The 22,837-nt window shown below is 69.0% G+C and carries 20 protein-coding genes and 2 pseudogenes; 9 read left to right on the top strand and 13 right to left on the bottom strand.

Annotated elements, in window-relative coordinates; genetic code table 11:
• Positions 1-21: 21 nt before the first annotated feature.
• From OGL92_RS18395 to OGL92_RS18410, 4 genes are all read right to left on the bottom strand, one after another.
• Positions 22-882: an endonuclease/exonuclease/phosphatase family protein gene (locus OGL92_RS18395; RefSeq protein ID WP_263146355.1), complete on the bottom strand. Its 861-nt coding sequence runs from the start codon at positions 880-882 to the stop codon at positions 22-24.
• 8 nt (positions 883-890) lie between these two features.
• The gene (locus tag OGL92_RS18400) at positions 891-1,520 is read right to left on the bottom strand and encodes a thiol:disulfide interchange protein DsbA/DsbL (RefSeq protein ID WP_263146357.1); all 630 of its coding nucleotides are present in this window, start codon (positions 1,518-1,520) and stop codon (positions 891-893) included.
• 152 nt (positions 1,521-1,672) lie between these two features.
• On the bottom strand, positions 1,673-2,335 hold the full coding sequence (locus OGL92_RS18405) for a cytochrome c4 (RefSeq protein ID WP_263146358.1): 663 nt from the start codon (positions 2,333-2,335) through the stop codon (positions 1,673-1,675).
• Positions 2,336-2,384: 49 nt separating this feature from the next.
• The gene (locus tag OGL92_RS18410; protein WP_263146360.1) at positions 2,385-2,675 is read right to left on the bottom strand and encodes a c-type cytochrome; all 291 of its coding nucleotides are present in this window, start codon (positions 2,673-2,675) and stop codon (positions 2,385-2,387) included.
• A 182-nt stretch (positions 2,676-2,857) separates the two neighbouring features.
• Here OGL92_RS18410 and yihA point away from each other — a divergent pair, with 182 nt between their 5' ends.
• Positions 2,858-3,514: a ribosome biogenesis GTP-binding protein YihA/YsxC gene (gene yihA / locus OGL92_RS18415; protein ID WP_263146361.1), complete on the top strand. Its 657-nt coding sequence runs from the start codon at positions 2,858-2,860 to the stop codon at positions 3,512-3,514.
• Between the two features lie 236 nt (positions 3,515-3,750).
• Here yihA and polA read toward each other — a convergent pair whose 3' ends face one another.
• A complete protein-coding gene (gene polA, locus OGL92_RS18420; protein WP_263146362.1) occupies positions 3,751-6,495 on the bottom strand; it encodes a DNA polymerase I in 2,745 nt (914 codons plus the stop codon).
• Positions 6,496-6,666: 171 nt separating this feature from the next.
• On the opposite strand from polA, the gene OGL92_RS18425 reads away from it, so the two are divergent.
• Both OGL92_RS18425 and OGL92_RS18430 read left to right on the top strand, forming a co-directional pair.
• Complete coding sequence (locus OGL92_RS18425; protein WP_263146365.1) at positions 6,667-6,951, top strand: DUF2782 domain-containing protein; 285 nt, start codon at positions 6,667-6,669, stop codon at positions 6,949-6,951.
• 34 nt (positions 6,952-6,985) lie between these two features.
• Complete coding sequence (locus OGL92_RS18430; protein ID WP_263146368.1) at positions 6,986-7,936, top strand: homoserine kinase; 951 nt, start codon at positions 6,986-6,988, stop codon at positions 7,934-7,936.
• A gap of 46 nt (positions 7,937-7,982) precedes the next feature.
• On the opposite strand, the gene hutH is transcribed toward OGL92_RS18430, so the two are convergent.
• Genes hutH through hutI form a run of 4 tightly spaced genes read right to left on the bottom strand, consistent with a single transcriptional unit; the run spans position 7,983 to position 13,339 of the window.
• Positions 7,983-9,518 carry a histidine ammonia-lyase gene (gene hutH / locus OGL92_RS18435; RefSeq protein ID WP_263146371.1) on the bottom strand — a complete coding sequence of 512 codons (1,536 nt, stop codon included), beginning with the start codon at positions 9,516-9,518 and terminating at the stop codon, positions 7,983-7,985.
• Between the two features lies 1 nt (position 9,519).
• Entirely contained in the window at positions 9,520-11,199 is a 1,680-nt protein-coding gene (gene hutU, locus OGL92_RS18440; RefSeq protein ID WP_263146374.1) for a urocanate hydratase, read from the bottom strand.
• An 11-nt stretch (positions 11,200-11,210) separates the two neighbouring features.
• Positions 11,211-12,119 carry a formimidoylglutamase gene (hutG, locus tag OGL92_RS18445; RefSeq protein WP_346659502.1) on the bottom strand — a complete coding sequence of 303 codons (909 nt, stop codon included), beginning with the start codon at positions 12,117-12,119 and terminating at the stop codon, positions 11,211-11,213.
• Positions 12,120-12,127: 8 nt separating this feature from the next.
• Complete coding sequence (gene hutI, locus OGL92_RS18450; protein WP_263146378.1) at positions 12,128-13,339, bottom strand: imidazolonepropionase; 1,212 nt, start codon at positions 13,337-13,339, stop codon at positions 12,128-12,130.
• Between the two features lie 192 nt (positions 13,340-13,531).
• On the opposite strand from hutI, the gene uvrD reads away from it, so the two are divergent.
• Both uvrD and OGL92_RS18460 read left to right on the top strand, forming a co-directional pair.
• Complete coding sequence (gene uvrD / locus OGL92_RS18455; RefSeq protein WP_263146380.1) at positions 13,532-15,718, top strand: DNA helicase II; 2,187 nt, start codon at positions 13,532-13,534, stop codon at positions 15,716-15,718.
• A 160-nt stretch (positions 15,719-15,878) separates the two neighbouring features.
• Positions 15,879-16,712 (top strand): TIM44-like domain-containing protein, encoded by an 834-nt coding sequence (locus tag OGL92_RS18460; protein ID WP_263146382.1) that lies wholly within the window; start codon positions 15,879-15,881, stop codon positions 16,710-16,712.
• Positions 16,713-16,770: 58 nt separating this feature from the next.
• Here OGL92_RS18460 and OGL92_RS18465 read toward each other — a convergent pair whose 3' ends face one another.
• Both OGL92_RS18465 and OGL92_RS18470 read right to left on the bottom strand, forming a co-directional pair.
• Positions 16,771-17,589, bottom strand: a complete 819-nt coding sequence (locus tag OGL92_RS18465; RefSeq protein ID WP_263146384.1) for an arylamine N-acetyltransferase — start codon at positions 17,587-17,589, stop codon at positions 16,771-16,773.
• Positions 17,590-17,643: 54 nt separating this feature from the next.
• Complete coding sequence (locus OGL92_RS18470) at positions 17,644-18,096, bottom strand: GNAT family N-acetyltransferase (RefSeq protein WP_263146386.1); 453 nt, start codon at positions 18,094-18,096, stop codon at positions 17,644-17,646.
• Positions 18,097-18,440: 344 nt separating this feature from the next.
• On the opposite strand from OGL92_RS18470, the gene OGL92_RS18475 reads away from it, so the two are divergent.
• Both OGL92_RS18475 and OGL92_RS18480 read left to right on the top strand, forming a co-directional pair.
• Positions 18,441-19,001, top strand: coding sequence for a hypothetical protein (locus OGL92_RS18475; RefSeq protein ID WP_263146388.1), 561 nt, complete (start codon positions 18,441-18,443; stop codon positions 18,999-19,001).
• Between the two features lie 191 nt (positions 19,002-19,192).
• Positions 19,193-19,600 (top strand): SMI1/KNR4 family protein, encoded by a 408-nt coding sequence (locus OGL92_RS18480; protein ID WP_263146390.1) that lies wholly within the window; start codon positions 19,193-19,195, stop codon positions 19,598-19,600.
• 17 nt (positions 19,601-19,617) lie between these two features.
• Here the strand turns inward: OGL92_RS18480 and OGL92_RS18485 are convergent, their stop codons facing one another.
• A complete protein-coding gene (locus OGL92_RS18485; protein ID WP_263146394.1) occupies positions 19,618-21,378 on the bottom strand; it encodes a cation:proton antiporter in 1,761 nt (586 codons plus the stop codon).
• A gap of 265 nt (positions 21,379-21,643) precedes the next feature.
• Positions 21,644-21,835: pseudogene (locus tag OGL92_RS18490) on the bottom strand (GntR family transcriptional regulator); the annotation flags it as partial.
• Between the two features lie 2 nt (positions 21,836-21,837).
• Here OGL92_RS18490 and OGL92_RS18495 point away from each other — a divergent pair.
• Positions 21,838-22,162 (top strand): annotated as a pseudogene (locus OGL92_RS18495) (glutamine synthetase); the annotation flags it as partial.
• 84 nt (positions 22,163-22,246) lie between these two features.
• Positions 22,247-22,729 carry an acyl-CoA thioesterase gene (locus OGL92_RS18500; RefSeq protein WP_263146396.1) on the top strand — a complete coding sequence of 161 codons (483 nt, stop codon included), beginning with the start codon at positions 22,247-22,249 and terminating at the stop codon, positions 22,727-22,729.
• Positions 22,730-22,837: the final 108 nt, after the last annotated feature.

A 22,837-nucleotide genomic window follows, 5' to 3' on the forward strand; every position in this document is an offset into this window, starting at 1 on the left:
AACCGGTGGCGGGTAGCGGAATCAGCCTTGTAGCACAGGCAGCCGGTCGCCGCTCAATGCATCCGGCAAGCGGATGTCCACGGCCACCGGCAGGTGGTCGGAAATTGGCTGGCTGAGCACCTGCACGCGCTCCAGGGTGAGCCCCGGGCTGAGCAGGATGTGGTCGAGGCAACGCTGGGGCCGCCAGCTGGGGAACGTCGCTTCGACCTGGGGCGCCAGCAGGCCGAGATCGCGCAAGGGGGAATGTTCGAGCAGGTCCGTGGCATGGGTATTCATGTCGCCCATCAGGATCTGGTGGCGATAGCCGCCGATCAGGTCGCGGATGTAGGCGAGCTGGCGGGTTCGTACCCGGGCGCCGAGGGCCAGGTGCATCATCACCACCACCAACGCGTCCTCGCCTTCGCCGAGGCGCAGGAGGATGGCGCCCCGGCCGGAGGGACCGGGAAGCGGATGGTCTTCGAGAAGCGTGGGTTGCAGCCGGCTCAGCAGGCCGTTGCTGTGCTGGCCGAGGCGGCCGAGGTTGCGGTTGAGCTGCTGGTACCAGTAGGGAAACTCACCCAGGCGGGCGAGGTGTTCGACCTGATTGACGAAGCCCGAACGCAGGCTGCCGCCGTCCGCTTCCTGCAAAGCCACCAGGTCGTAGTCGCCCAGCAGCGCGCCGATCCGTTGCAGGTTGGTCGCCCGCCCCGCGGCCGGCAGCAGATGCTGCCAGCCGCGGGTCAGGTAATGGTGGTAGCGCGCGGTGCTGATGCCGACTTGGATGTTGAAACTCAACAGCCGCAGGCGTCCGTCCGGCGGCAGGCGGCTGACTTCGCCGCAATGCGGATTGACCTGCGCATCACGCAGTCCCGGCATCCGCACCCCACCGCCGCGGCGTAGCATGGTCAGCCTCAGTGGGCCGCGCGTTCTTTTTCGATCAGCTGGTTGGCCACGTCCAGCGCGCCGTCCGGGCCGCCGGCGGAGCCCAGGTCGAAGCGATACTTGCCGTTGACCACCAGGGTCGGCACGCCAGTGATCTGGTAGGCCTTGGCCAGGCTGCGGGCTTTCTCGACCTGGCCCTTGACCGCGAAGGAGTCGAAGGTCTTGAGGAAGGCGTCCTTGTCCACGCCCAGCGGGACGAGGAAGTCGGCGATCTGCTGGGGCGTGTTCAGGGGCTGCTTGCGTTCGTGCATGGCGTCGAAGATCGCCTTGTGCACCTTAGGTTCGATGCGCATCAGGTCGAGGGTGATGTAGGTCTGGCCATGGATGTCCCAGGCCCCGCCGAACATCGCCGGTACTCGCACGAAGTTGACGTCGGCGGGCAGTTTCTCGACCCAGGGGTTGAGCGTCGGCTCGAATTCGTAGCAGTGCGGGCAGCCGTACCAGAACAGTTCGACCACTTCGATCTTGCCGGGCTGGGCCACGGGAACTGGGCTCTTGAGTTCGACATACTGCTTACCGGCCTCGATGGGAGCCGCTTGGACAGTGGCACCGAACAGACTCGCGGTGGCGAGCGCAGCGGCAAGGATCAGGTTACGCATGTTTCACTCCTAGAACGGGATAAGGGCACCGCCGCAGGCGGCCATGGTTCGACCGAGGCGCCGGGGGCGGGTTCCCTGGATTGTAGCGGGGCCCTTAATGAAAAAGGGTGGCCGAAGCCACCCTTTTTGTTGCGAACCTCTACGGCCCGGACTCAGTGCAGGCCCTGGATGTAGCTGGAGACCGCCTCGATATCCTTGTTGCTCAGCTTCGACGCGATGGTGCGCATGACCATGGAGTCGCCGTCGTTGACCCGATTGCCCTCGCGGAAATCGGTCAATTGCTTGGCCACGTAGGTCGCGTGCTGACCGCCCAACTGCGGGAAGCCGGCGGCTGCGTTGCCTGCGCCGTTGGGCGAGTGGCACCCGGTGCAGGCGGGCATGCCCTGCGCCAGCTTGCCGCCGCGGAACAGTTCCTCGCCGTGCTTCACCAGCTTGGGATCGGCCGCGCCGACGCCCATCTTCTGGCTGGAGAAATAGGCGACGATGTCCGCCAGGTCTTGATCGCTGAGGTTATCCAGCAGGCCGGTCATCTCCAGTACCTTGCGACCTTCGCCCGGCTTGGCGGTCGGCGCGTTGCCGGCCTTGATGTCCTTGAGCTGCTTGAGCAGGTAGCGCGGACCCTGGCCCGCCAGTTTCGGGAAGTTCGGCGCCGGGCTGTTGCCGTCCGGGCCATGGCAGGCGCCGCACACGGCGGCCTTGCCCTGACCGGCGGCGGCATCGCCGACGATGGCGCCGTCCGCGGCGTTCGCCGAGCCGGCGATACCCAGACCGGAAATGCCCAGGCTCAACAGCAGACTCACGAGTAATTTGTTCATCAGCTAATCCAACTACGGCTAAGGGTGAATAGAGTTAGTACCGGGCACCTTATTTCGCCATCCAGCGGATGACTGCTTGGTAATCCTCGGCAGTGCAGTCCGTGCACATTCCACGCGGCGGCATCGCAGCGAGGCCATTGGTCACGCTCAGCACCAGGGCATCGAGTCCCTTGGGCATCCGCGCGCTCCAGGCGGCTTCGTCGCCTTTTCTCGGCGCAGTCGGCAACTGTCCGTCATGGCAGGCGCCGCAGGCCCGGTGGAAAACCGCTTCGGGATCCTGCGCAGCCGCCACGCCGTTAGCCAGCGCCGCACAACTCGCCGCGAGCAGCATTCTCTTCATGTTCGATCCCGTCGGGTGGAAGCCTACCGCTTTCTGAACGCGCGGCCTGTCTATTTCGCTTCCGTGACGCACCCGATCCTGAGCATAAAGCGCACACTAAATCTGCGGCATTATATACTGGCGCCGCTCAAACGGAAACGAAACCGCCCTCTGCGACACCGAGTCGCACCCGTGGACACCTCATGTCAATCAAGAATCCGCTCCTCGGTCTGTGCCAGCAGGCCCGCTTTCTCATCAGTGCCGCCAAGGTCGATCAATGCCCGCCGGACGAAGGCCTGGAAGTCGCGTTCGCCGGCCGCTCCAACGCCGGCAAGTCCAGCGCGCTGAATACCCTGACCCACGCCAGCCTGGCACGAACCTCGAAGACCCCCGGGCGCACCCAACTGCTGAACTTCTTCGAGCTGGACGAGGATCGCCGGCTGGTCGACTTGCCCGGCTACGGCTATGCCAAGGTGCCGATTCCCCTCAAGCAGCATTGGCAGCACCATCTGGAAGCCTACCTGAGCAGCCGGCGTAGCCTGGCCGGGCTGATCCTGATGATGGACATCCGCCACCCGCTCACCGATTTCGATCGGCTGATGCTGGACTGGTCCGTCAGCAGCGGCATGCCCCTGCATATCCTGCTGACCAAGGCCGACAAGCTGGCCTTCGGCGCGGCGAAGAACGCGTTGCTGAAGGTGCGCCAGGACATCCGCAAGACCTGGGGCGAGGATGTCAGCATCCAATTGTTCTCCGCGCCCAAGCGCCAGGGCATCGAGGAAGCCCACGAGCTACTCGCCCACTGGCTGGGGCTGCTGGGCGACGAGGCCGAGCAGGACGCGTCCGCCGAGAACGCCTGAAGGCGAGCCCGCGGGTACTTTTCCGCGGGCAAAAAAAACCCCGAGCTTCGTATGGGGAGGGGGAAGTTCGGGGTTCAAGACTGAACCGCTAGGGCGGGGTTCAGATATCTGCCAACACTAAAACACAGCAAAAGGAGCATCGAAGGGCTTCACCAGCCATTCCCGTTTTCTGACCGAAGGCTCAGGGAAAGGTTCAATTCTCCCCCGAACGCTCTTCGCCAGCGGCGCTCCCTCGATCAATGCGCCTCGTCCCAGTTGTCGCCGACACCCGCTTCCACCAGCAGCGGCACGTCGAGCTCGGCGGCGGCGCTCATCAGCGGCCGGACCTGGTCGCGGACCTGCTCGACCAGGTCCTCGCGGACTTCCAGCACCAGTTCGTCGTGTACTTGCAGGATCACCCGCGCGTCCAGGCCGGACGCCTCCAGCCAGCCGTCCACCGCCACCATGGCGCGCTTCATGATGTCCGCCGCGGTGCCCTGCATGGGCGCGTTGATCGCGGCGCGCTCCGCCGCCCGGCGGATGCCCTGGTTCTTCGAATGGATGTCCGGCAGGTACAGGCGGCGGCCGAACAGGGTTTCCACGTAACCCTGCTCCACCACCTGGGCGCGGGTGCGCTCCATGTAGGCCAGCACCCCCGGATAGCGCATGAAATAACGGTCAATGTAGGCCTGGGCCTCGCCACGGGCGACGTCGATCTGCTTGGCCAGGCCGAACGCGCTCATGCCGTAGATCAGGCCGAAGTTGATCGCCTTGGCGCGCCGGCGCTGTTCGTTGGACACCTCGTCCAGGCCGACGCCCATCACCTCGGCGGCGGTGGCGCGGTGCACGTCCAGGTCGTTGCGGAAGGCGTGCAGCAAGCCTTCGTCCTGGGCCAGGTGGGCCATGATGCGCAGCTCGATCTGCGAATAGTCGGCGGCCAGCAGCTTGTAGCCGGCCGGCGCGACGAACGCCTGGCGGATACGCCGCCCCTCGGCGGTGCGGATCGGGATGTTCTGCAGGTTCGGGTCGGAGGAAGACAGCCGCCCGGTGGCGGTCACCGCCTGGTGATAGGAGGTATGGATGCGCCCGGTACGCGGGTTGATCTGCTGCGGCAGCTTGTCGGTGTAAGTGCTCTTCAGCTTGCTCAGCGAGCGGTACTGCATCAGTACCTTGGGCAGCGCGTAATCCTGGTCGGCCAGCTCCTGCAACACCGCCTCGGCGGTGGACGGCTGCCCGGACGCGGTCTTCGACACCACCGGCAAGCCCAGCTTGACGAACAGGATTTCGCCGAGCTGCTTGGGCGACCCCAGGTTGAATTCCTGGCCGGCCACCGCGTAGGCCTCCTGCTCCAGGGCGATCATCTTCTCGCCCAGCTCGCGGCTCTGCACGCCGAGCAGGTCCTTGTCCACCAGCGCGCCGTTGCGCTCGATCCGCGCCAGCGCAGGGACCAGCGGCATCTCGATGCCGCGGAACACCTCGGCCAGGGCCGGCAAGGCCTCCAGCTTGGGATAGAGCGCATGGTGCAGGCGCAGCGTGACGTCGGCGTCCTCGGCGGCGTAGGGCCCGGCCTGCTCGATGGCGATCTGGTCGAAGGTGAGCTGCTTGACGCCCTTGCCGGCGATGTCCTCGAAGCGAATGGTGCTGTGGCCGAGGTATTTCAGCGCCAGGCTGTCCATGTCGTGGCGCGTGGCGGTGGCGTCGAGCACGTAGGATTCGAGCATGGTGTCGAAGGCGATCCCGCGAATCTCGATGCCGTAGCGGGTCAGCACGTTCAGGTCGTACTTGCCGTGCTGCATGATCTTCAGCTTGGCCGGGTCCTCCAGCAGCGGCTTCAGCGCCGCTAGCACCGCGTCCAGGGACAGCTGCGCGGGCGCGCCCATGTAGCTGTGGGCCAGGGGCACGTAGGCGGCCTGGCCCTCCTCGACGGCGAAGGACAGCCCGACCAGCTCCGCCTGCTGGGCGTCGATGCTGGTGGTCTCGGTGTCGAAGGCGAAGCGCTCGGCGGCTTGCAGGCGCGCCAGCCAGGCGTCGAACTCGGCCTGTTCCAGAATGGTGGCGTAGTCGGTGTCGATCTGGGTGACCGCCTCGTCCTCGCTCAGCGGCAGGGGCGCGCCGGCGGCCTTGGCGTCGCGCAGCAGGTCGTCGAGCCAGGACTTGAATTCCAACTCGCGGTACAGGCTCATCAGCGCCTCGACGTGGGGCTCGCCGACCGTCAGTTCCTCGAAGGGAATGTCCAGCGGCACGTCCAGCTTGATGGTCGCCAACTGATAGGAGAGGTAGGCCTGCTCGCGGTGCTCGTCGAGCTTGACGGCGAGGGATTTGGCGCCGCGGATGGGCAGCGTGGCCACCTTGTCCAGGTTCGCGTAGAGCACGTCGAGGCCGCCGCCGATGCCGTTGAGCAGGCCGGCGGCGGTCTTCTCGCCGATGCCCGGCACGCCGGGGATGTTGTCGATCTTGTCGCCCATCAGGGCGAGAAAATCGATGATCAGCTCGGGACCGACGCCGAACTTGGTGCGCACCCCTTCCACGTCCAGCACGCTGCCGCTCATGGTGTTGACCAGGGTGACGTAGGGGCAGACCAGCTGCGCCATGTCCTTGTCGCCGGTGGAGATCACCACCGGCCGCTGGGCGGCGGCGCAGGTCCGCGCGAGGGTGCCGATGACGTCGTCCGCCTCCACCCCGTCGACGTTCAGCAGCGGCAGGCCGAGGGCGCGGATGCAGGCGTGCAGCGGCTCCACCTGGCCGCGCAGGTCGTCGGGCATCGGCGGGCGCTGGGCCTTGTACTCGGCGAACAGCGTGTCGCGGAAGGTCGGGCCCTTGGCGTCGAAGACCACCGCGAAGAGGCTGTCCGGGTATTGCTTGCGCAGGCTGAGCAGCATGTTCAGCACGCCCTTCACCGCGCCGGTCGGCTTGCCGTGGGAGGTCATCAGCGGCGGCAGGGCGTGGAAGGCGCGGTACAGGTACGAGGAGCCGTCCACCAGGACGAGAGGGGCTTGGGACATGCGCGGCATCAACCTTTTCCGGGGCCGGGACGCGGATTCCCGGCGACAGTGAATGCGACCGTCTCGGCCTGGGCGCGGTTCGCGCGATGCGTCGGCTCCCGGCGAAAGGGCAATTTCGCCGGGGCCTCGCTAGAATGGCCGGACCATCGACGAGAAAGGGACAAGGTTACCATGGGTACGCTCAATCGCTGGGGCCTGGCCGCCCTGCTGGCATTCGCCCCCCTCGCGGCGCTCGCCGCGGACGATCCGGTCAGCGCCGAACCCGACGTGACCATCCGTCAGGACGGCGACAAGACCATCCAGGAATACCGGGTCAACGGCTTCCTCTACGCGGTGAAGATCACCCCGAAGCACGGCAAGCCGTACTTCCTGGTGCGCGCCGACGGCGACAGCAACTTCATCCGTTCGGACAACCCGGACATGCTCATCCCGCAGTGGGAAATCTTCAGCTGGTAAGCGCCGCCGCCGGGCCGCGCCGTTAAGGACGCTTATGTCGGTCTTCACCCCCCTCGAACGCGAACCCCTGGAAGCTTTCCTCGCCCCCTACGGGCTGGGCCGCCTGGTGCATTTCCAGGGCATCGCCGAGGGTTCCGAGAACAGTAATTTCTTCGTCAGCCTGGAGCGCGGCGAATTCGTCCTGACCCTGGTGGAACGTGGCCCCAGCGGCGACCTGCCGTTCTTCATCGAGCTGCTCGACGTGCTCCACGCGGCCGGCCTGCCGGTGCCCTACGCTCTGCGCAGCGACGCCGGCGAGGCCCTGCGCGAGCTGGCCGGCAAGCCGGCGCTGCTGCAGCCGCGCCTGCCGGGGCGGCATGTGCATGCGCCCAATGCCCACCATTGCGCGGAGGTCGGCGACCTGCTGGCGCGCCTGCACCTGGCCACCCGCGGGCAGATCCTCGAACGCCCGAGCGACCGCGGCCTGGACTGGATGCTCGCCGAAGGGCCGGCCCGGGCGGCGCGCCTGGACGCGACGACGCGGCCCCTGCTGGAGGCGGCCCTGGCGGAAATCGCCGCCCTCGGCGAGCGGGTCCGCGGCCTGCCGCGGGCCAACCTGCACGCCGACCTGTTCCGCGACAACGTGCTGTTCGACGGCGCGCACCTGGCCGGGTTGATCGACTTCTACAACGCCTGCTCGGGGCCGATGCTCTACGACCTGGCGATCTGCCTGAACGATTGGTGCTCCGCCGCCGACGGCCGCCTGGAGCCGGCCCATGCCCACGCGCTGCTCGGCGCCTACGCCGCGCGCCGGCCGTTCGGCGCCGCCGAGGCGGAGCTGTGGCCGGCGCTGCTGCGCATCGCCTGCGTGCGCTTCTGGCTGTCGCGGCAGATCGCCGCCGACGCCTTCGCCGGCCAGGACGTGCTGATCCACGACCCGGACGAGTTCCTGCGCCGCCTGGCCCAACGGCAACGGGTGGAGATCCCGCTGCCCTTCGCCCTGTGACGCCACCCGACGGCGGCGCCCGCCCGCGACGGACGCGCGGCGCGACTCAGTCGGCGAAGCTCGGCAACAGCCCGGCGGGCACGAAGTCGTTGTAGCGGCCGTCGACGATCAGCCGCTGGGCGGCGGCGATGTCCGGGGCGAAATAGCGGTCCTGCTCGTAGAAGGCGACCTCCTCGCGCAGGCGCCCGATGGCCTCCTCCAGCCGCGCCGAACTGCGCAGCGGGCGGCGGAACTCCACGCCCTGGGCGGCGGCAAGCAGTTCCACGGCGAGAATCCCCGAGGTGTTCTCGCACATGTCCAGCAAGCGTCGGCCGGCGAAGGCAGCCATCGACACGTGGTCCTCCTGGTTCGCCGAGGTGGGCAGGCTGTCCACCGAGGCCGGATGGGCCAGGCTCTTGTTCTCGCTGGCCAGGGCGGCGGCGGTGACTTGGGCGATCATGAAGCCAGAATTGACCCCGCCGTTCTTCACCAGGAAAGGCGGCAGGCCGCTCAGGCTGGAGTCGATCAGCAACGCCATGCGCCGTTCCGACAGCGCGCCGATCTCGGCGATGGCCAGGGCCAGGTTGTCGGCGGCGAAGGCCACCGGTTCGGCGTGGAAATTGCCGCCGGAGAGGATTTCGCCGTCCTCGGGGAATACCAGCGGGTTGTCCGACACCGCGTTGGCCTCGATTTCCAGCACCCGCGCGGCATGGCGCAGCTGGTCGAGGCAGGCGCCCATCACCTGGGGCTGGCAGCGCAGCGAATAGGGGTCCTGGACCTTGGCGCAATCGCTGTGGCTGTCCTCGATCTCGCTGCGGTCGAGCAGTTGCCGGTAGACCGCCGCCACCTCGATCTGCCCCGGCTGGCCGCGCACCGCGTGGATGCGTGCGTCGAAGGGCCGCCGGCTGCCCTTGGCCGCCTCCACTGCCAGCGAGCCCGAGACCAGCGCCGCGGCGAACAGGTCCTCGGCGCCGAACAGGCCGCGCAAGGCGAAGGCCGCGCTGGCCTGGGTGCCGTTGAGCAGCGCCAGGCCCTCCTTGGGTGCCAAGGTCAGCGGGCGCAGGCCGGCGATCGCCAGGCCTTCGGCGGCCGGCAGGCGACGGCCCTGGTGCAGCACCTCGCCTTCGCCGAGCAGCACCGCGCTCATGTGCGCCAGGGGCGCGAGGTCGCCGCTGGCGCCCACCGAGCCCTTTACCGGTACGCAGGGATAGACCTCGGTCTCCAGCAGGCGGATCAGCGCGTCAAGCACGACCTGGCGGATGCCGGAATAGCCGCGGGCCAGGGAGTTGATCTTCAGCACCATCATCAGGCGCACCGTCGCCTCGTCCATCGGCGCGCCGATGCCGGCGGCATGGGACAGCACGATGGAGCGTTGCAGGGTCTCCAGGTCGGCGGTGTCGATGCGGGTGTTGGCCAGCAGGCCGAAACCGGTGTTGATGCCGTAGATCACCCGGCCCTGGCCGAGCAGCTCGGTGACGGTGGCGGCCGAGGCGGCGATCACCGCGTGGGCCTCGTCGGCGAGGCGCAGGCGCACCGGCTCGCGGGCCACCCGGCGCAGGTCGGCGAGGCCGAGATGGCCGGGGCGCAGGTTCAGTCGGTACATCTCAGCACTCCTTGGCGAGCATGGGCAGGTCCAGGCCTTGTTCACGGGCGCAGCGTCGCGCGCTGTCGTAGCCGGCATCGGCATGGCGCATCACGCCACTCGCCGGGTCATTGCGCAATACCCGCGCCAGGCGTCGGGCGGCGGCTTCGCTGCCATCGGCGACGATGACCATCCCGGCGTGCTGGGAAAAGCCCATGCCGACGCCGCCGCCGTGGTGCAGCGACACCCAGGTGGCGCCGCCGGCGGTGCTCAGCAGGGCGTTGAGCAGCGGCCAGTCGGACACCGCGTCGGAGCCGTCGCGCATCGCCTCGGTCTCGCGGTTGGGGCTGGCCACCGAGCCGGAGTCGAGGTGGTCGCGGCCGATCACGATGGGCGCCTTCAACTCGCCGCGGGCGACCATCTCGTTGAACGCCAGGCCGAGGCGCGCGCGGTCCTTCAGGCCGACCCAGCAGATCCGCGCCGGCAGGCCCTGGAAGGCGATCCGCTCGCGGGCCATGTCCAGCCAGTTGTGCAGGTGCGGGTCGTCGGGGATCAGCTCCTTGACCTTGGCGTCGGTGCGGTAGATGTCCTCGGGATCGCCGGACAGCGCCACCCAGCGGAAGGGCCCGATGCCCTCGCAGAACAGCGGACGGATGTAGGCCGGGACGAAGCCGGGGAAGTCGAAGGCGTTGGCCACGCCTTCCTCCAGGGCCACCTGGCGAATGTTGTTGCCGTAGTCGAGCACCGCCGCGCCGCGCGCCTGGAACGCCAGCATGGCGCGCACCTGTACGGCCATCGAGCGTTTCGCCGCGGCCACCACCGCCTGCGGGTCGGCGCTGCGCTGCTCGCGCCAGCGCGGCAGGTCCCAGCCCTGGGGCAGGTAGCCGTTGAGCGGATCGTGGGCGGAGGTCTGGTCGGTGACGCAATCGGGGATCACCTCACGCGCCACCAGCGCCGGGTAGACGTCGGCGGCGTTGCCCAGCAGGCCGACGGAAATCGCCCGGCCCTCGGCCATGGCGGCGCGGATCAGCGCCAGCGCCTCGTCGAGGTCGGCGGCCTTGTGGTCCAGGTAGCGGGTGCGCAGGCGGAAGTCGATCCGCGACTCGTCGCACTCCACCGCGAGCATGCAGAAACCGGCGAGGGTCGCCGCCAGCGGCTGCGCGCCGCCCATGCCGCCGAGGCCGCCGGTGAGAATCCAGCGGCCCTTGGGGTCGCCGCCGAAATGCCGGTCGGCCACCGCGAAGAAGGTCTCGTAGGTGCCCTGGACGATGCCCTGGGAGCCGATGTAGATCCAGCTGCCGGCGGTCATCTGGCCGTACATCATCAGGCCCTTGCGATCCAGTTCGTGGAAGTGCTCCCAGGTCGCCCAATGGGGCACCAGGTTGGAGTTGGCGAGCAACACCCGCGGCGCGTCGGCGTGGGTCTGGAACACCCCCACCGGCTTGCCGGACTGGATCAGCAGGGTCTGGTCGTCCTCCAGCCGGGTCAGGGTCTCGAGGATGGTCTCCAGGCAGGCCCAGTCGCGGGCGGCGCGGCCGATGCCGCCATACACCACCAGTTCCTCCGGGTGCTCGGCCACCGCCGGGTCGAGGTTGTTCTGCAACAGGCGGTAGGCGGCCTCGGTCAGCCAGCTCTTGCAGTGCAGGGTGGTGCCGTGGGGCGCGCGCAGGCTGCGCGCGGCGGGGTGGTGGGCGTGGTCCATGGGATCTCCGGTCAGCGCGCGAGGCGCCACAGCAGGCGGGCAGCGCTGCGCGCACCCTGGTTGTCGATGTCGAAACGCGGGTTGAACTCGACCACTTCGGCCAGGGCCAGGCGGCCGCTGGCCTTGACCCGGTCGAGGATCGCCTCCAGATGCTCCAGGGCCACGCCGCGGGCGGCCGGTGCGCTGACCGCCGGCATCACTGCGGCGGGCAGCACGTCGAGGTCGATGGACAGTTGCACGGCGTCGACCCCGGCGCAGAAAGCCTCGACCCGTTCCAGCAGCGCCGGCAGGCGCGCGGCGTCGATGTCCTCGTCGAGGCACCAGCCGGCGCCGAGGGCCTCGGCCCGATCGAACAGCGCGGCGCTGTTGGCGGGTTCGGCGATGCCCAGGCAGAGGTAGCGGAAGGCTTGCCCCCGGGCGTGCTGCCAGTCGGCGATCTGCGCGAAGGGCGTGCCGGAGCTGGGCCGCTCGGCGTGGCGCAGGTCGAAATGCGCATCCAGGTTGAGCACGCCGATGCGCGCCTGCGGGCGGCCCCGGACCAGTCCCTGGAAACTGCCCCAGGCGGTCTCGTGGCCGCCGCCCAGCAACAGCGGCAGGTGGCCCTCGTCGAGCAAGCCGGCGACCCGCGCGGCCAGTTCCGCCTGGGCGGCTTCCAGATCCTCCCCCGGGCACGACACGTCGCCGGCGTCATAGACCGCGCGGCGGCCGTGCCAGGCCAGATTGGCCAGGGCCTGGCGCAGGACGCGCGGGCCGGCGGCGGCGCCGATGCGCCCCTGGTTGCGTCGCACCCCTTCGTCGCAGGCGAACCCCAGCAAGGCCACGCCGGGCTGGGCCGCGGGAGCGTGGGCACGCACGCACTGGTGCCAGCGCAGCGCCCGCTCGCCCTCGGCGGCATCGATGCGGCCCTGCCAGACGCTCATGTCCGGGCTCATACCGGCACCCCGCCCAGTACCCGCTGCCACAGCCGCGGAGTCAGCGGTTCGTAGACCAGTTGCGCGGGGTGCTCCACGTCCCACAGGGCGAAGTCGGCGCGCAGGCCGGCGCGGATCGTCCCGCAATCCGCCAGGCCGAGGGCGCGGGCGGCCTCGCGGGTGATGCCGGCGAAGGCTTCCTCCGGGGTCAGGCCGAACTGGGTGCAGGCCAGGTTGGCCATCAACCGCAGCGAGGCGAAGGGCGAGGTGCCGGGATTGAGGTCGCTGGCCACCGCCATCGCCACACCGGCCTCGCGCAGCGCACCGACCGGCGGCTTGCGCGTTTCGTTGAGGAACAGGAAGGCGCCCGGCAGCAGCACCGCCACGGTGCCGGCGGCGGCCAGGGCGGCGACGTCCTCGGCCTCCAGGTATTCCACGTGGTCGGCGGACAGCGCGCCGAACTCCGCGGCCAGCCGCGCGCCGCCCATGTGCGAGAGCTGCTCGACGTGGGCCTTGCGCGGCAGGCCGAGTTCGCGGGCGCGCTGCAGGACCCGCCGCGACTGAGCCAGGTCGAAGCCGACGCGCTCGCAGAACAGATCCACCGCGTCGGCCAGGCCGGCCTCGGCGGCGGCCGGGAGGATTTCGGCGCAGACCCGGTCGATGTAGCCGTCCGGGTCGCCGGCGAACTCCGGCGGCACCGCGTGGGCCGCCAGCAGGGTGGTGCGCACCCGCACCGGCAGGCGCTCGCCGAGGGCGCGGGCGACGCGCAGTTGCTTGAGCTCGTGCTCGACGTCGAGGCCATAGCCGGACTTGATTTCTACGCAGGTGACGCCTTCGGCGAGCAGCGCGCGCAGCCGCGGCAGGGCGGCGGCGTAGAGGGTGGGTTCGGCGGCGGCGCGTGTGGCGGCGACGGTGGCGCGGATTCCGCCGCCGGCCGCGGCGATCTGCGCATAGCTGACACCGCGCAGGCGCTGCTCGAACTCCTGGGCGCGGTCGCCGCCCCAGACCAGGTGGGTATGGCAGTCGATCAGGCCGGGCGTCAGGCAGCGGCCCCCGGCGTCGATCACCTCGGCGTCCGCGGGCGCGCGCCAGTCGGCCATGGGGCACAGGCGCCGGATGCGGCCGTCCACCACGTCCACGGCCATCGACTCCAGCAGCCCGTAAGGTGCGGGGACGGCGTGGTCCAAGGTGGCGACGCGCAGGTTGATCCAGCTGAGGGGGCGGGTCATGGGGCAGTCTCGTTCTTATTTGTACATACAAATAGGCAGTTATCCGGGCAGAGTCAACCGTTACGCCCTCTAATGACTATACAAATGACCGAAAGCCCGTTGCGCCCCTCCTCGCTTGGCCGCTGACGGCGGCCGCGCGCCGCCGGTGCCATCCGGTTTGCCGGCACCCGCCCCGCCCCCTAGAATGCCGCGATGCTCACAGACGACCTCTCCCCCCTGCTCAACTCCCTCAACGATGCCCAGCGCCAGGCCGTGACCGCCCCGCTCGGCCGTCAGTTGGTTCTCGCCGGCGCCGGCTCCGGCAAAACCCGCGTGCTGGTGCACCGCATCGCCTGGCTGATGCAGGTGGAACGCGCCTCGCTGCATTCGGTGCTGTCGGTGACCTTCACCAACAAGGCCGCCGCCGAGATGCGCCACCGCATCGAACAGTTGATGGGCATCAGCCCCCAGGGCATGTGGGTCGGGACCTTCCACGGCCTGGCCCACCGCCTGCTGCGCGCCCACTGGCAGGAAGCCAAGCTGAACCAGAACTTCCAGATTCTCGACAGCGACGATCAGCAGCGCCTGGTCAAGCGGGTGATCCGCGAGCTGGGCCTCGACGAGCAGCGCTGGCCGGCACGCCAGGCGCAGTGGTTCATCAACGGCAAGAAGGACGAAGGGCTGCGCCCGCAGCACATCCAGACCGGCGGCGACCTGTTCCTGGTGACCATGCTCAAGGTCTACCAGGCCTACGAAGAGGCCTGCGCGCGCGCCGGGGTGATCGACTTCTCCGAGCTGCTGCTGCGCGCCCTGGACCTCTGGCGCGACAACGCCGGCCTGCTGGCGCATTACCAGCGGCGCTTCCGCCATATCCTGGTGGACGAGTTCCAGGACACCAACGCCGTGCAGTACGCCTGGCTGCGGCTGCTCGCCCAGGGCGGCGACAGCCTGATGGTAGTGGGTGACGACGACCAGTCGATCTACGGCTGGCGCGGGGCGAAGATCGAGAACATCCACCAGTATTCGGCGGATTTCCCCGACACCCAGTTGATCCGCCTGGAGCAGAACTACCGCTCCACCGCCGGCATCCTCAAGGCGGCCAACGCGCTGATCGCGAATAACCAGGGGCGCCTGGGCAAGGAGCTGTGGACCGAGGGCGAGGACGGCGAGCCGATCGGCCTGTACGCCGCCTTCAACGAGCACGACGAGGCGCGCTACGTGGTGGAGAACATCGAGCGCGCCCTCAAGGACGGCCTGTCGCGCAGCGAGATCGCCATCCTCTACCGCTCCAACGCCCAGTCGCGGGTCCTCGAGGAAGGCCTGCTGCGCGAGCGCATCCCCTATCGGATCTACGGCGGCCAGCGCTTTTTCGAGCGCGCCGAGATCAAGAACGCCATGGCCTACCTGCGCCTGCTCGACGGCCGCGACAACGACGCCGCCCTGGAACGGGTGATCAACGTCCCGGCCCGCGGCATCGGCGAGAAGACCGTGGAAACCCTGCGCGCCCTGGCGCGCCAGCAGCAGACCTCGATGTGGGCCGCGCTGCACCAGGCGGTCGGCGCCAAGCGGGTGTCGGGGCGGGCGGCCAGCGCGCTGAATGCCTTCGTCGAGCTGATCGACACCCTGGCGCTGAAGGTCGAGGACATGCCGCTGCACACCATGACCCAGACGGTCATCGAGCAGTCCGGGCTGATCACCTACCACAAGGAAGAAAAGGGCGAGAAGGGCCAGGCCCGGGTGGAAAACCTGGAGGAACTGGTCAGCGCCGCCCGCGCCTTCGAGAGCGGCGACGACGACGAGGGGCTCACGCCCTTGCAGGCCTTCCTCTCCCACGCCTCCTTGGAAGCCGGCGACACCCAGGCCGACGCCCACGAGGACAGCGTGCAACTGATGACCCTGCACAGCGCCAAGGGCCTGGAATTCCCCCTGGTATTCCTGGTGGGCATGGAAGAAGGGCTGTTCCCGCACAAGATGAGCCTGGAGGAGCCGGGCCGCCTGGAAGAGGAACGCCGCCTGGCCTACGTCGGCATCACCCGCGCCATGCGCCGCCTGGTGGTGACCTACGCCGAGACCCGCCGGCTGTACGGCAGCGAGACCTACAACAAGGTGTCGCGCTTCATCCGCGAGATCCCGCCCGGGCTGATGCAGGAGGTGCGCCTGTCCAACAGCGTCAGCCGGCCGATGGGCAACCTCACCCGCGGCGGCGGCTCGATGTTCGCCGGCGCCGAGGTGCCCGACACCGGCTTCAACCTCGGCCAGCGCGTGCAGCACGCGCTGTTCGGCGAAGGGGTGATCCTCAACTTCGAGGGCGGCGGCGCCCAGGCGCGGGTCCAGGTGAAGTTCGAGAGCGAAGGCAGCAAATGGCTGATGCTGGCCTACGCCAAGCTGCAACCGCTCTGAGGCCAGCCCGTCCCCGCCCGGTCCTCCGCGGCCGTGCGGGCCGCGCTCGTTACCGGCCGTGGGGCCGGGGGCAAAAATCCGGAAACATTCTATGGCTGGCCAAGCCCGGCCCGAATGGGCAGCATGGCGCGCGTGAACTCATAACCGTGAGATGCCTAAGATGCAGCGTTTCCTCAGTATCGCCCTGGCCTTCTGCGTCGCCCTGACGCTGAGCCTCGACGCCAATGCCAAGCGCATGGGCGGCGGCAAGTCCTTCGGCTCCGCGCCGACCCACCAGACCCGCCAGGCCCAACCCAACACCCCGGCCGCCACGCCCAACGCCCCGGGCCGCACCCCGGCCGCCGGCGGCGCCTCGCGCTGGCTCGGCCCGCTGGCCGGCCTCGCCGCCGGCGGCCTGCTCGCCTCCATGTTCATGGGCGGCGGTTTCCAGGGCCTGCAATTCTTCGACATCCTGATCTTCGGCGTCCTCGCCTTCCTGCTGTTCCGCTTCCTCGCCGCGCGCAAGCGCCAGCAGCAGGGGCAACCGGCGATGGCCGGTCCGCTGCAGCGGCAGATGCCGGACATCCAGCCGCCGGTGTTCGGCAGCGGCGCCGCGCCGGCTTCGCGCCCGGCGATCGTCGCCCCGGCCTGGTTCGACGAGCAACGCTTCGTCGAAGCCGGCCGCGAGCACTTCATGACCCTGCAGCAACACTGGGACGCGGCGGAGATGGACAAGATCGCCGAGTACGTCACCCCGCAGATGCTCTCGTTCCTCAAGGAAGAGCGCGCCAGCCTGGGCGACGGCTTCCAGTCCACCTACATCGAGAACCTGCAGGTGCAACTGGACGGCCTCGACGAGCTGGCCGACAAGACCGTGGCCACCCTGACCTTCAACGGCGTGTCGAAGAACAGCCGCTTCGACCAGGGCGAGCCGTTCAGCGAAAGCTGGCGGATGGAACGCGCCCATGGCGACAACCAGCCCTGGCGGGTCGCCGGGATCCGGCAGAACGCCTGACCGCGGCGATTACAGCGAGAACCCGGGCATGCCCGGGTTTTTCGTGTCCGCCGCCGGTTCAGGCCGGCCGCTCGAGCAGCGCCGCCAGCCGCGCCTCAACGCCCGGCAGGTCGCGCACCCGCAGGCCGAAGGGGCCTTCCAGCACTTCCAGCAGCGCCTCGACGCTGTCCAGCATGCGGGTGCGTTTTTCGCCGCCCAGCGGCTGCACGCTGTAGCGGCCATTGAGCAGGGTATGCCGCACCCCCGGCAGGGGCCGGGCGGCGATCAGGTTGTCGACGAACAGGGAGGTGGGGCAATGGGCCAGGTACCAACTCGCCAGTTCGTAGTCCGCCTGCACCTGTTCGCTCAGGTCGAAGCGGTAGAGGGTCTTCCATTCGCCGGCGGAAAACCCCTGGAGGACGAAGTCCTCGCCCGCCGCCAGCAGGCGGAACGGTTCGTGGGGGGTCTCCTGCTCGAGGCCGATCTGCAGGCGCAGGGGCCCGGTGGGCGTGAGGCCGCCGAAACCGACATCAGCAATGTAGGCGCCCTCTTCCAGCTGCACCAGCACCAGCATGTGGGTCCGCGGCGTCGGCGGCGCGTCCTCGGCCAGGTTCCAGCGCACCCGGCCGGCCAGGCCACGGGCCTGGAAACCGCAGGCGTGGAGCATCCGCAGGAACAGCAGGTTGTGCTCGTAGCAGTAGCCGCCGCGCTGGCCGTGCACCAGCTTGTCGAGCAACGCGGCCGGGTCCAGGCGCACCTCCTGGCCGAGCAGCGGGGTGAGGTTCTCGAAGGCGATGGACTGGGCGTGGGCCGCCTGCAAGGCGCCCAGGGTGGCCAGGGTCGGTGTGCGCGGGCCGGCGTAGCCGATCCGCCGCGAATAGGCGTCGAGGGCTGTCATGGGGGGGTCTCCGGGGGTCGGGCGTCCGTGCGGCCGGGAAATCCGTCGCCGGGTTCAGTCCCGGCGCATGCCGATGTGAGGGATATCGTCTTCCAGGTAGACGCCGGTCACGGCAGCGAAACCGTAGCGGCCGTAATATTCCTGCAGGTGCGCCTGGGCCGACAGATAGAGGGGTTGTCCCGGCCAGCGTTGCGCGGCGACCTCCAGGGCATGGGCCATCAGGCCGTGACCCAGGCCGCGGCCACGGGCTTGCGGCGCGGTCACCACGCGGCCGAAGATCACCTCGCCGTCGTGGCGCGCGGGGTCCAGCAGGCGCAGGTAGGCGAGCAGCTGGCCGTCTTCCCAGGCGGACAAATGGCAGGTGTCTCCCTGCAGGTCCTCGCCGTCCACATCCAGGTAAGGGCATTTCTGCTCCACCACGAAGACTTGCGCGCGCAGGGCGAGAATCGCGTAGAGCGTGGCCGTATCGAGTTCGCGGTGGGGGTGGCTGAGCCAGGTGATCGACATGGGGACTGTCCTGCTTCGCGGGAACCAGCCCCGATGGTAGGGGGTCGATGTGCAGGCGTCGAGCCATGGAACGGGAAGATTCCACAGCACTTGACCTGTGAGCAACTCAATCGGTTAACCTATTGCGCACCCGAGACGGCGCGTCGCGGGGTTGGCCCACCGCCTGGCGACGCCGCGCACCACGGCGCCTCGCCAGGCGACCCAGACATCAACGGACGACGACATGAGCCAGGTACGGCACGACACTCCAGGCGCCTCGGCGAAGAGGCCCGGCCTCCGCAGGACCCGCACTCCCTCCACCCCTCCCGGCATCCGCCCGGCAGGCCGGCGTTGAGGCGAAGCGCATGCTGAGTTCCTTCTTCCTCAAGCGCAGGTCCGGCCGGCTCTGCCTGCTGGCGCTGCTGCTCGGCCCGCTGGGGCTGACGTCCTTCGTCATGCCCTTCCAGGACGCGCCGGCCCAGAGCATCTTCCCCGGCCAGCCGAGGCACCTGCCGCCCGGCGAGGACCGCCGCTTCATCGACCCGCGCCGGGAAATGCGCCTGCTCCTGCAGGAGGCGAAAGCCAACCAGCACACCAACCATTTCTGCCTGATCGCCTATGCCTGGCCGGATGGCCGGGTGCGCGCGGCGGTGCACTGGCTGGAAGGCAAGCGGCTGATCCCCTGGGAAGGCCGCGACCCGCGCTCCTGGCAGGCACGCCAGGCCGACAGCCTGCTGGCCGCGCCCTACATCGACCTGACCCGCGACCTGGTGGACACGCCCCAGGAAAAGGCCCGGGAAAGCTACTACCACCTGCGCGCCGAGGCCGAGGGCACCCTCGAGGACTGCCAGGCCAACGGGGTGCGCTACACCATCCTGCCGTTCGACGTCGGGCCCAACGAAGCGCATAGCTGGAGCGGTCGCTAGCTCCGTAGCGCGACCCTCGCCGCCGTCGCGGGCATCCGCCCGGCGCCCTTCCTCCGCCAGCCCCGAGCCTGCCATTCGTCGCCCCGGCTGGAGCGGCGCGCCCCGCGGACGATCACAGCGGAGGGCGCGGGGGTTTTTCCCCGGTACCGCCTCTGCTGTATAACGCGCGTGGGTAAACAGGAGCTGTCGCCGTGGAAGAAGTCATCGAACAGTTACGCGAATTGAACGAGCCGGTACCGGTGCCGCTGGAACTGCCGGACGACGACGTGCTGGTGGAGATCGAGGAGCAGTTGCTGATCAACCTGCCCTTCGAATTGCGGGAATTCCTGCTCAAGGTCAGCGACGTGGTGTACGGCCGGCTGGAGCCGGTGACCGCCACCGACCCGCAGTCCCACACCTACCTGCCGGATGTGGCGGCCAACGCCTGGGACGCCGGGGTGGCGCGCGACCTGCTGCCGATCTGCCAGGACGGCCGCGACTACTACGTGGTGGACCTGGAAGGCCAGGTCACGCTGTTCGACGGCGACGACGGCGAGCTCACCGACGAAACCTGGGACTCGGTCTGGCACTGGGCCCGCGACGTCTGGCTGGAGAGCTGAGACGCCCCGGCCGCGCCTCAGTGGGGCGGCGGCTCGGGCTTGTCGAGGGTTTCCATCAGGGCGATCTGCATCCGCGAGTGCACGCGGATGAACCAGCGCCAGGACAGGGTGATCACCCCGGCGGCCAACAGGCCGATGATCAGCAGCAGTTCCAGGGTCGGCAGGATGCTCGCCGACAGCGGCACCAGTAGCAGCAGGATGCCGGCCAGGGACAGCAGCGGGATCACCTCGGCGATCACCCGGCGTACCCGGGTGGTGTGCCGGCCGGCTTTTTCCGGGGTCACGCTCAGTTCCGCCAGGAGCATCGAGAGCGCCTTCAGCTTGCGGTAGGCGGCGATCAGGAAGGGCAGCGAGAGCAGCAGCGCGGCCCCCCAGATCAGCGCCTTCTGCAGGTTCTCCTGTTCCACCCAGGGGCTCAGGCGCACCGCCAGGGTGCCGGCGAACCAGGCGCTGCCGAGGAAGATCGCCACCACCAGGGCCAGGTTGACCCCGATCTGCAGCAGGATCTTGCGGATCATCCCCGCCAGCAACGCGCTTTGCCCCTGGGGCTGGATGCTGCGCAGCCATTCGCCGTAGAGGCCGAACACCCGTGCCACGCGGGCCGGCACGATGCGCCCGAGGTGCCGGGTGAGGGGGTCGGCGGCGCGGATCTGGTAGGGCGTGGTCAGGGTGGTGATGGCCGACACCGCCACCACGATGGGATAGAGGAAGTCGCTGGTCACCCCCAGGCTCATGCCCAGCGCGGCGATGATGAAGGAGAACTCGCCGATCTGCGACAGGCCCATGCCGACCCGCAGCGAGGTGCGCCCGTCGTTGCCGGCGATGAACGCGCCCAGGCCACAGGAGACCATCTTGCCGAGGATCACCGCGACGCTGATCAGCAGGATCGGCCAGGGGTGCTCGAGGAGGATGCGCGGGTCGATCATCAGCCCGATGGCGACGAAGAAGATCGCGCTGAACAGGTCGCGCACCGGCTCGATCAGCCGCTCGATCTGCAGCAGTTGCCGCGACTCGGCCATGATCGCGCCGACCAGGAAGGCCCCCAGCACCATGCTGTATTGCAGCTTGGCCACCAGCAGGCAGAAGCCGAAGCACAGGCCGAGCACGGTGATCAGCAGCATCTCGTTGCTCTCGAAGCGCGCCACGTAGGCCAGCAGCCGCGGCACCAGCAGGATGCCGACCACCAAAGCGACGATCATGAACAGGCTGAGCTTGCCGACCGTGCCGAACACCTCGCCGGGTTCCACCGTGCCGCTCACCGCGATCCCCGAGAGCAGGGCGATGATGCCGATGCCGAGGATGTCCTCGACGATCAGCACGCCGAAGATCTGCTGGGCGAAGCGCTCGTGCTTCATCTTCAGGTCGCCCAGCGCCTTGACGATGATGGTGGTGGAGGACATCGCCAGGATCGCGCCGAGGAAGATCGAGTCCATGTGCGTCCAGTCGAAGAAACGCCCGATCTCGTAGCCCAGCCAGACCATCAGGAGGATTTCCATGAAGGCGGCGAGGAAGGCCGTGGCGCCGACGCTGAACAGCTTGCGCAGGGAGAATTCCAGGCCGAGGCCGAACATCAGGAAGATCACCCCCAGCTCGGCCAGGGTCTTGATCGTGTCCTCGTCGTGGATCAGGCCGAACGGCGGAGTGTGCGGACCGATGATGAAGCCGGCGACGATGTAGCCGAGCACCACCGGTTGCTTGAGGCGGTGGCAGAGGATGGTCACCACGCCGGCGACCAGCATGATCACCGCCAGGTCCTGGATGAAGCTGATGGCATGCATGCGCGGGCCTCCTTCTGCCGTCGCGGCGGGCCCGACCGCGCCGGTGTCCGGACGCCGGCCATGCTCCCGCGGAATGGATGCGCCCGGCCGCGGGGCGCGAGGGACCGCGGCGCCCGGGGACGGGGGTTGGCCGCAGGGTACCACCGGCTCTCGCGCGTCCCGACGAACGGCAATATATGGAAACAGTTCCCAGCGCCGCGCCGGCCACCGCGCCCCTGGCGGGCGGACGCCTTGCATCCCTCGGCCGGATCTGGATGCGCTCCGGGCGCTTGCGCGGAGGCGCGGCGCTTTCCAGGTGCGGCGGGTTGGCCAGGTAGCGGTCGCGATAGCGCAGGTCCTGCTCCACCGCCGGCGTGCCGTCGGGGCAGCGCCGACGCAGGGCGCGGCAGGTGTCGTCGTGGACGTCGTTGCGGCGCAGCGAGAGGTCGGCCTCGGTGAACCGTCGGTTGAAGAAGGGGGTCGTTCCGCGTGCCCGGCGGCCGGCACATCGAGCACCGCATCTGCGGCGCCGACACCACCTGGCCGGCGCGGCGATCCTCGCCGGCCTGCGCCGGGGCATCCGCGAACGCCTCGGCCTCGGCGCGGCGGTGCACGGCAACGGCTGCGCCCAGGCCGGCGAACCGCTGCCCAGCGCCGGGCTCGCCGCGTTGCGTGCCCTGGAAACTCGGGCTGGACGCGGGACGCCTTCTGCGCGGAATTCCTCAAGCTCTGCCTGGCGATCAAGCGCGCCGAGCACCGCCGCTTCATGGCCGGGGTGGGCGAGCGGGGCCGACGCTGTCCCTGACCCAGACCCGAGCGGCCGACGGGCATGGGCGGCGGCGGCCGACTCGGCTAAGGTGAGCGCTCATCCCCTGCGACAGAGCGCCCTATGGAACCCGGTAACGCCGAGCTGACGATGACCGTGCTGATGACCCCCGACATGGCCAATTTCTCCGGCAATGTCCACGGCGGCACCCTGCTGAAATACCTCGACGAGGTGGCCTATGCCTGCGCCAGCCGCTTCGCCGGGCATTACGTGGTGACCCTTTCGGTGGACCAGGTGACCTTCCGCGAGCCGATCCACGTCGGCGAACTGGTGACCTTCCTCGCTGCGGTGAACTACACCGGGCGCACCTCCATGGAAATCGGCATCAAGGTGATCACCGAGAACATCCGCGAACGCTCGGTGCGCCACACCAACAGCTGCTTCTTCACCATGGTCGCCCTGGACGAGCAGCGCCAGCCGGTGCCGGTGCCGCAGCGGGAGCCGCTTACCGCCGAGGAAAAACGCCGCTTCGACCAGGGCCGCCAGCGCCGGCAGATCCGCCAGGAACTGGAACAGCGCTACCGGGCACTGCGCGGCGAAAGCTGAGCCCAGGCGCCCGCACGCGGGCGGGCGGGACGGCGAAACCTCCTGTTAAAAAATATCAGGCATACGACTTGCAATAGAATGCGGCTATCACGTTAACCTTGCCGGGCG

It is taken from the genome of Pseudomonas sp. RIT-PI-AD, from assembly GCF_025642785.1.
Taxonomy (GTDB): domain Bacteria; phylum Pseudomonadota; class Gammaproteobacteria; order Pseudomonadales; family Pseudomonadaceae; genus Pseudomonas_T.

Bases quoted from the DNA above. Each gene is read 5' to 3' on its own strand.
- OGL92_RS18430 (WP_263146368.1), top strand. From the start codon at position 6,986: ATGTCGGTCTTCACCCCCCTCGAACGCGAACCCCTGGAAGCTTTCCTC.
- OGL92_RS18400 (WP_263146357.1), bottom strand. From the start codon at position 1,520: ATGCGTAACCTGATCCTTGCCGCTGCGCTCGCCACCGCGAGTCTGTTC.
- OGL92_RS18395 (WP_263146355.1), bottom strand. From the start codon at position 882: ATGCTACGCCGCGGCGGTGGGGTGCGGATGCCGGGACTGCGTGATGCG.
- OGL92_RS18410 (WP_263146360.1), bottom strand. From the start codon at position 2,675: ATGAAGAGAATGCTGCTCGCGGCGAGTTGTGCGGCGCTGGCTAACGGC.
- OGL92_RS18475 (WP_263146388.1), top strand. From the start codon at position 18,441: ATGCTGAGTTCCTTCTTCCTCAAGCGCAGGTCCGGCCGGCTCTGCCTG.
- uvrD (WP_263146380.1), top strand. From the start codon at position 13,532: ATGCTCACAGACGACCTCTCCCCCCTGCTCAACTCCCTCAACGATGCC.
- polA (WP_263146362.1), bottom strand. From the start codon at position 6,495: ATGTCCCAAGCCCCTCTCGTCCTGGTGGACGGCTCCTCGTACCTGTAC.
- hutH (WP_263146371.1), bottom strand. From the start codon at position 9,518: ATGTACCGACTGAACCTGCGCCCCGGCCATCTCGGCCTCGCCGACCTG.
- OGL92_RS18405 (WP_263146358.1), bottom strand. From the start codon at position 2,335: ATGAACAAATTACTCGTGAGTCTGCTGTTGAGCCTGGGCATTTCCGGT.
- hutU (WP_263146374.1), bottom strand. From the start codon at position 11,199: ATGGACCACGCCCACCACCCCGCCGCGCGCAGCCTGCGCGCGCCCCAC.
- OGL92_RS18425 (WP_263146365.1), top strand. From the start codon at position 6,667: ATGGGTACGCTCAATCGCTGGGGCCTGGCCGCCCTGCTGGCATTCGCC.
- OGL92_RS18500 (WP_263146396.1), top strand. From the start codon at position 22,247: ATGGAACCCGGTAACGCCGAGCTGACGATGACCGTGCTGATGACCCCC.
- OGL92_RS18470 (WP_263146386.1), bottom strand. From the start codon at position 18,096: ATGTCGATCACCTGGCTCAGCCACCCCCACCGCGAACTCGATACGGCC.
- OGL92_RS18460 (WP_263146382.1), top strand. From the start codon at position 15,879: ATGCAGCGTTTCCTCAGTATCGCCCTGGCCTTCTGCGTCGCCCTGACG.
- hutI (WP_263146378.1), bottom strand. From the start codon at position 13,339: ATGACCCGCCCCCTCAGCTGGATCAACCTGCGCGTCGCCACCTTGGAC.
- hutG (WP_346659502.1), bottom strand. From the start codon at position 12,119: ATGAGCGTCTGGCAGGGCCGCATCGATGCCGCCGAGGGCGAGCGGGCG.
- yihA (WP_263146361.1), top strand. From the start codon at position 2,858: ATGTCAATCAAGAATCCGCTCCTCGGTCTGTGCCAGCAGGCCCGCTTT.
- OGL92_RS18485 (WP_263146394.1), bottom strand. From the start codon at position 21,378: ATGCATGCCATCAGCTTCATCCAGGACCTGGCGGTGATCATGCTGGTC.
- OGL92_RS18465 (WP_263146384.1), bottom strand. From the start codon at position 17,589: ATGACAGCCCTCGACGCCTATTCGCGGCGGATCGGCTACGCCGGCCCG.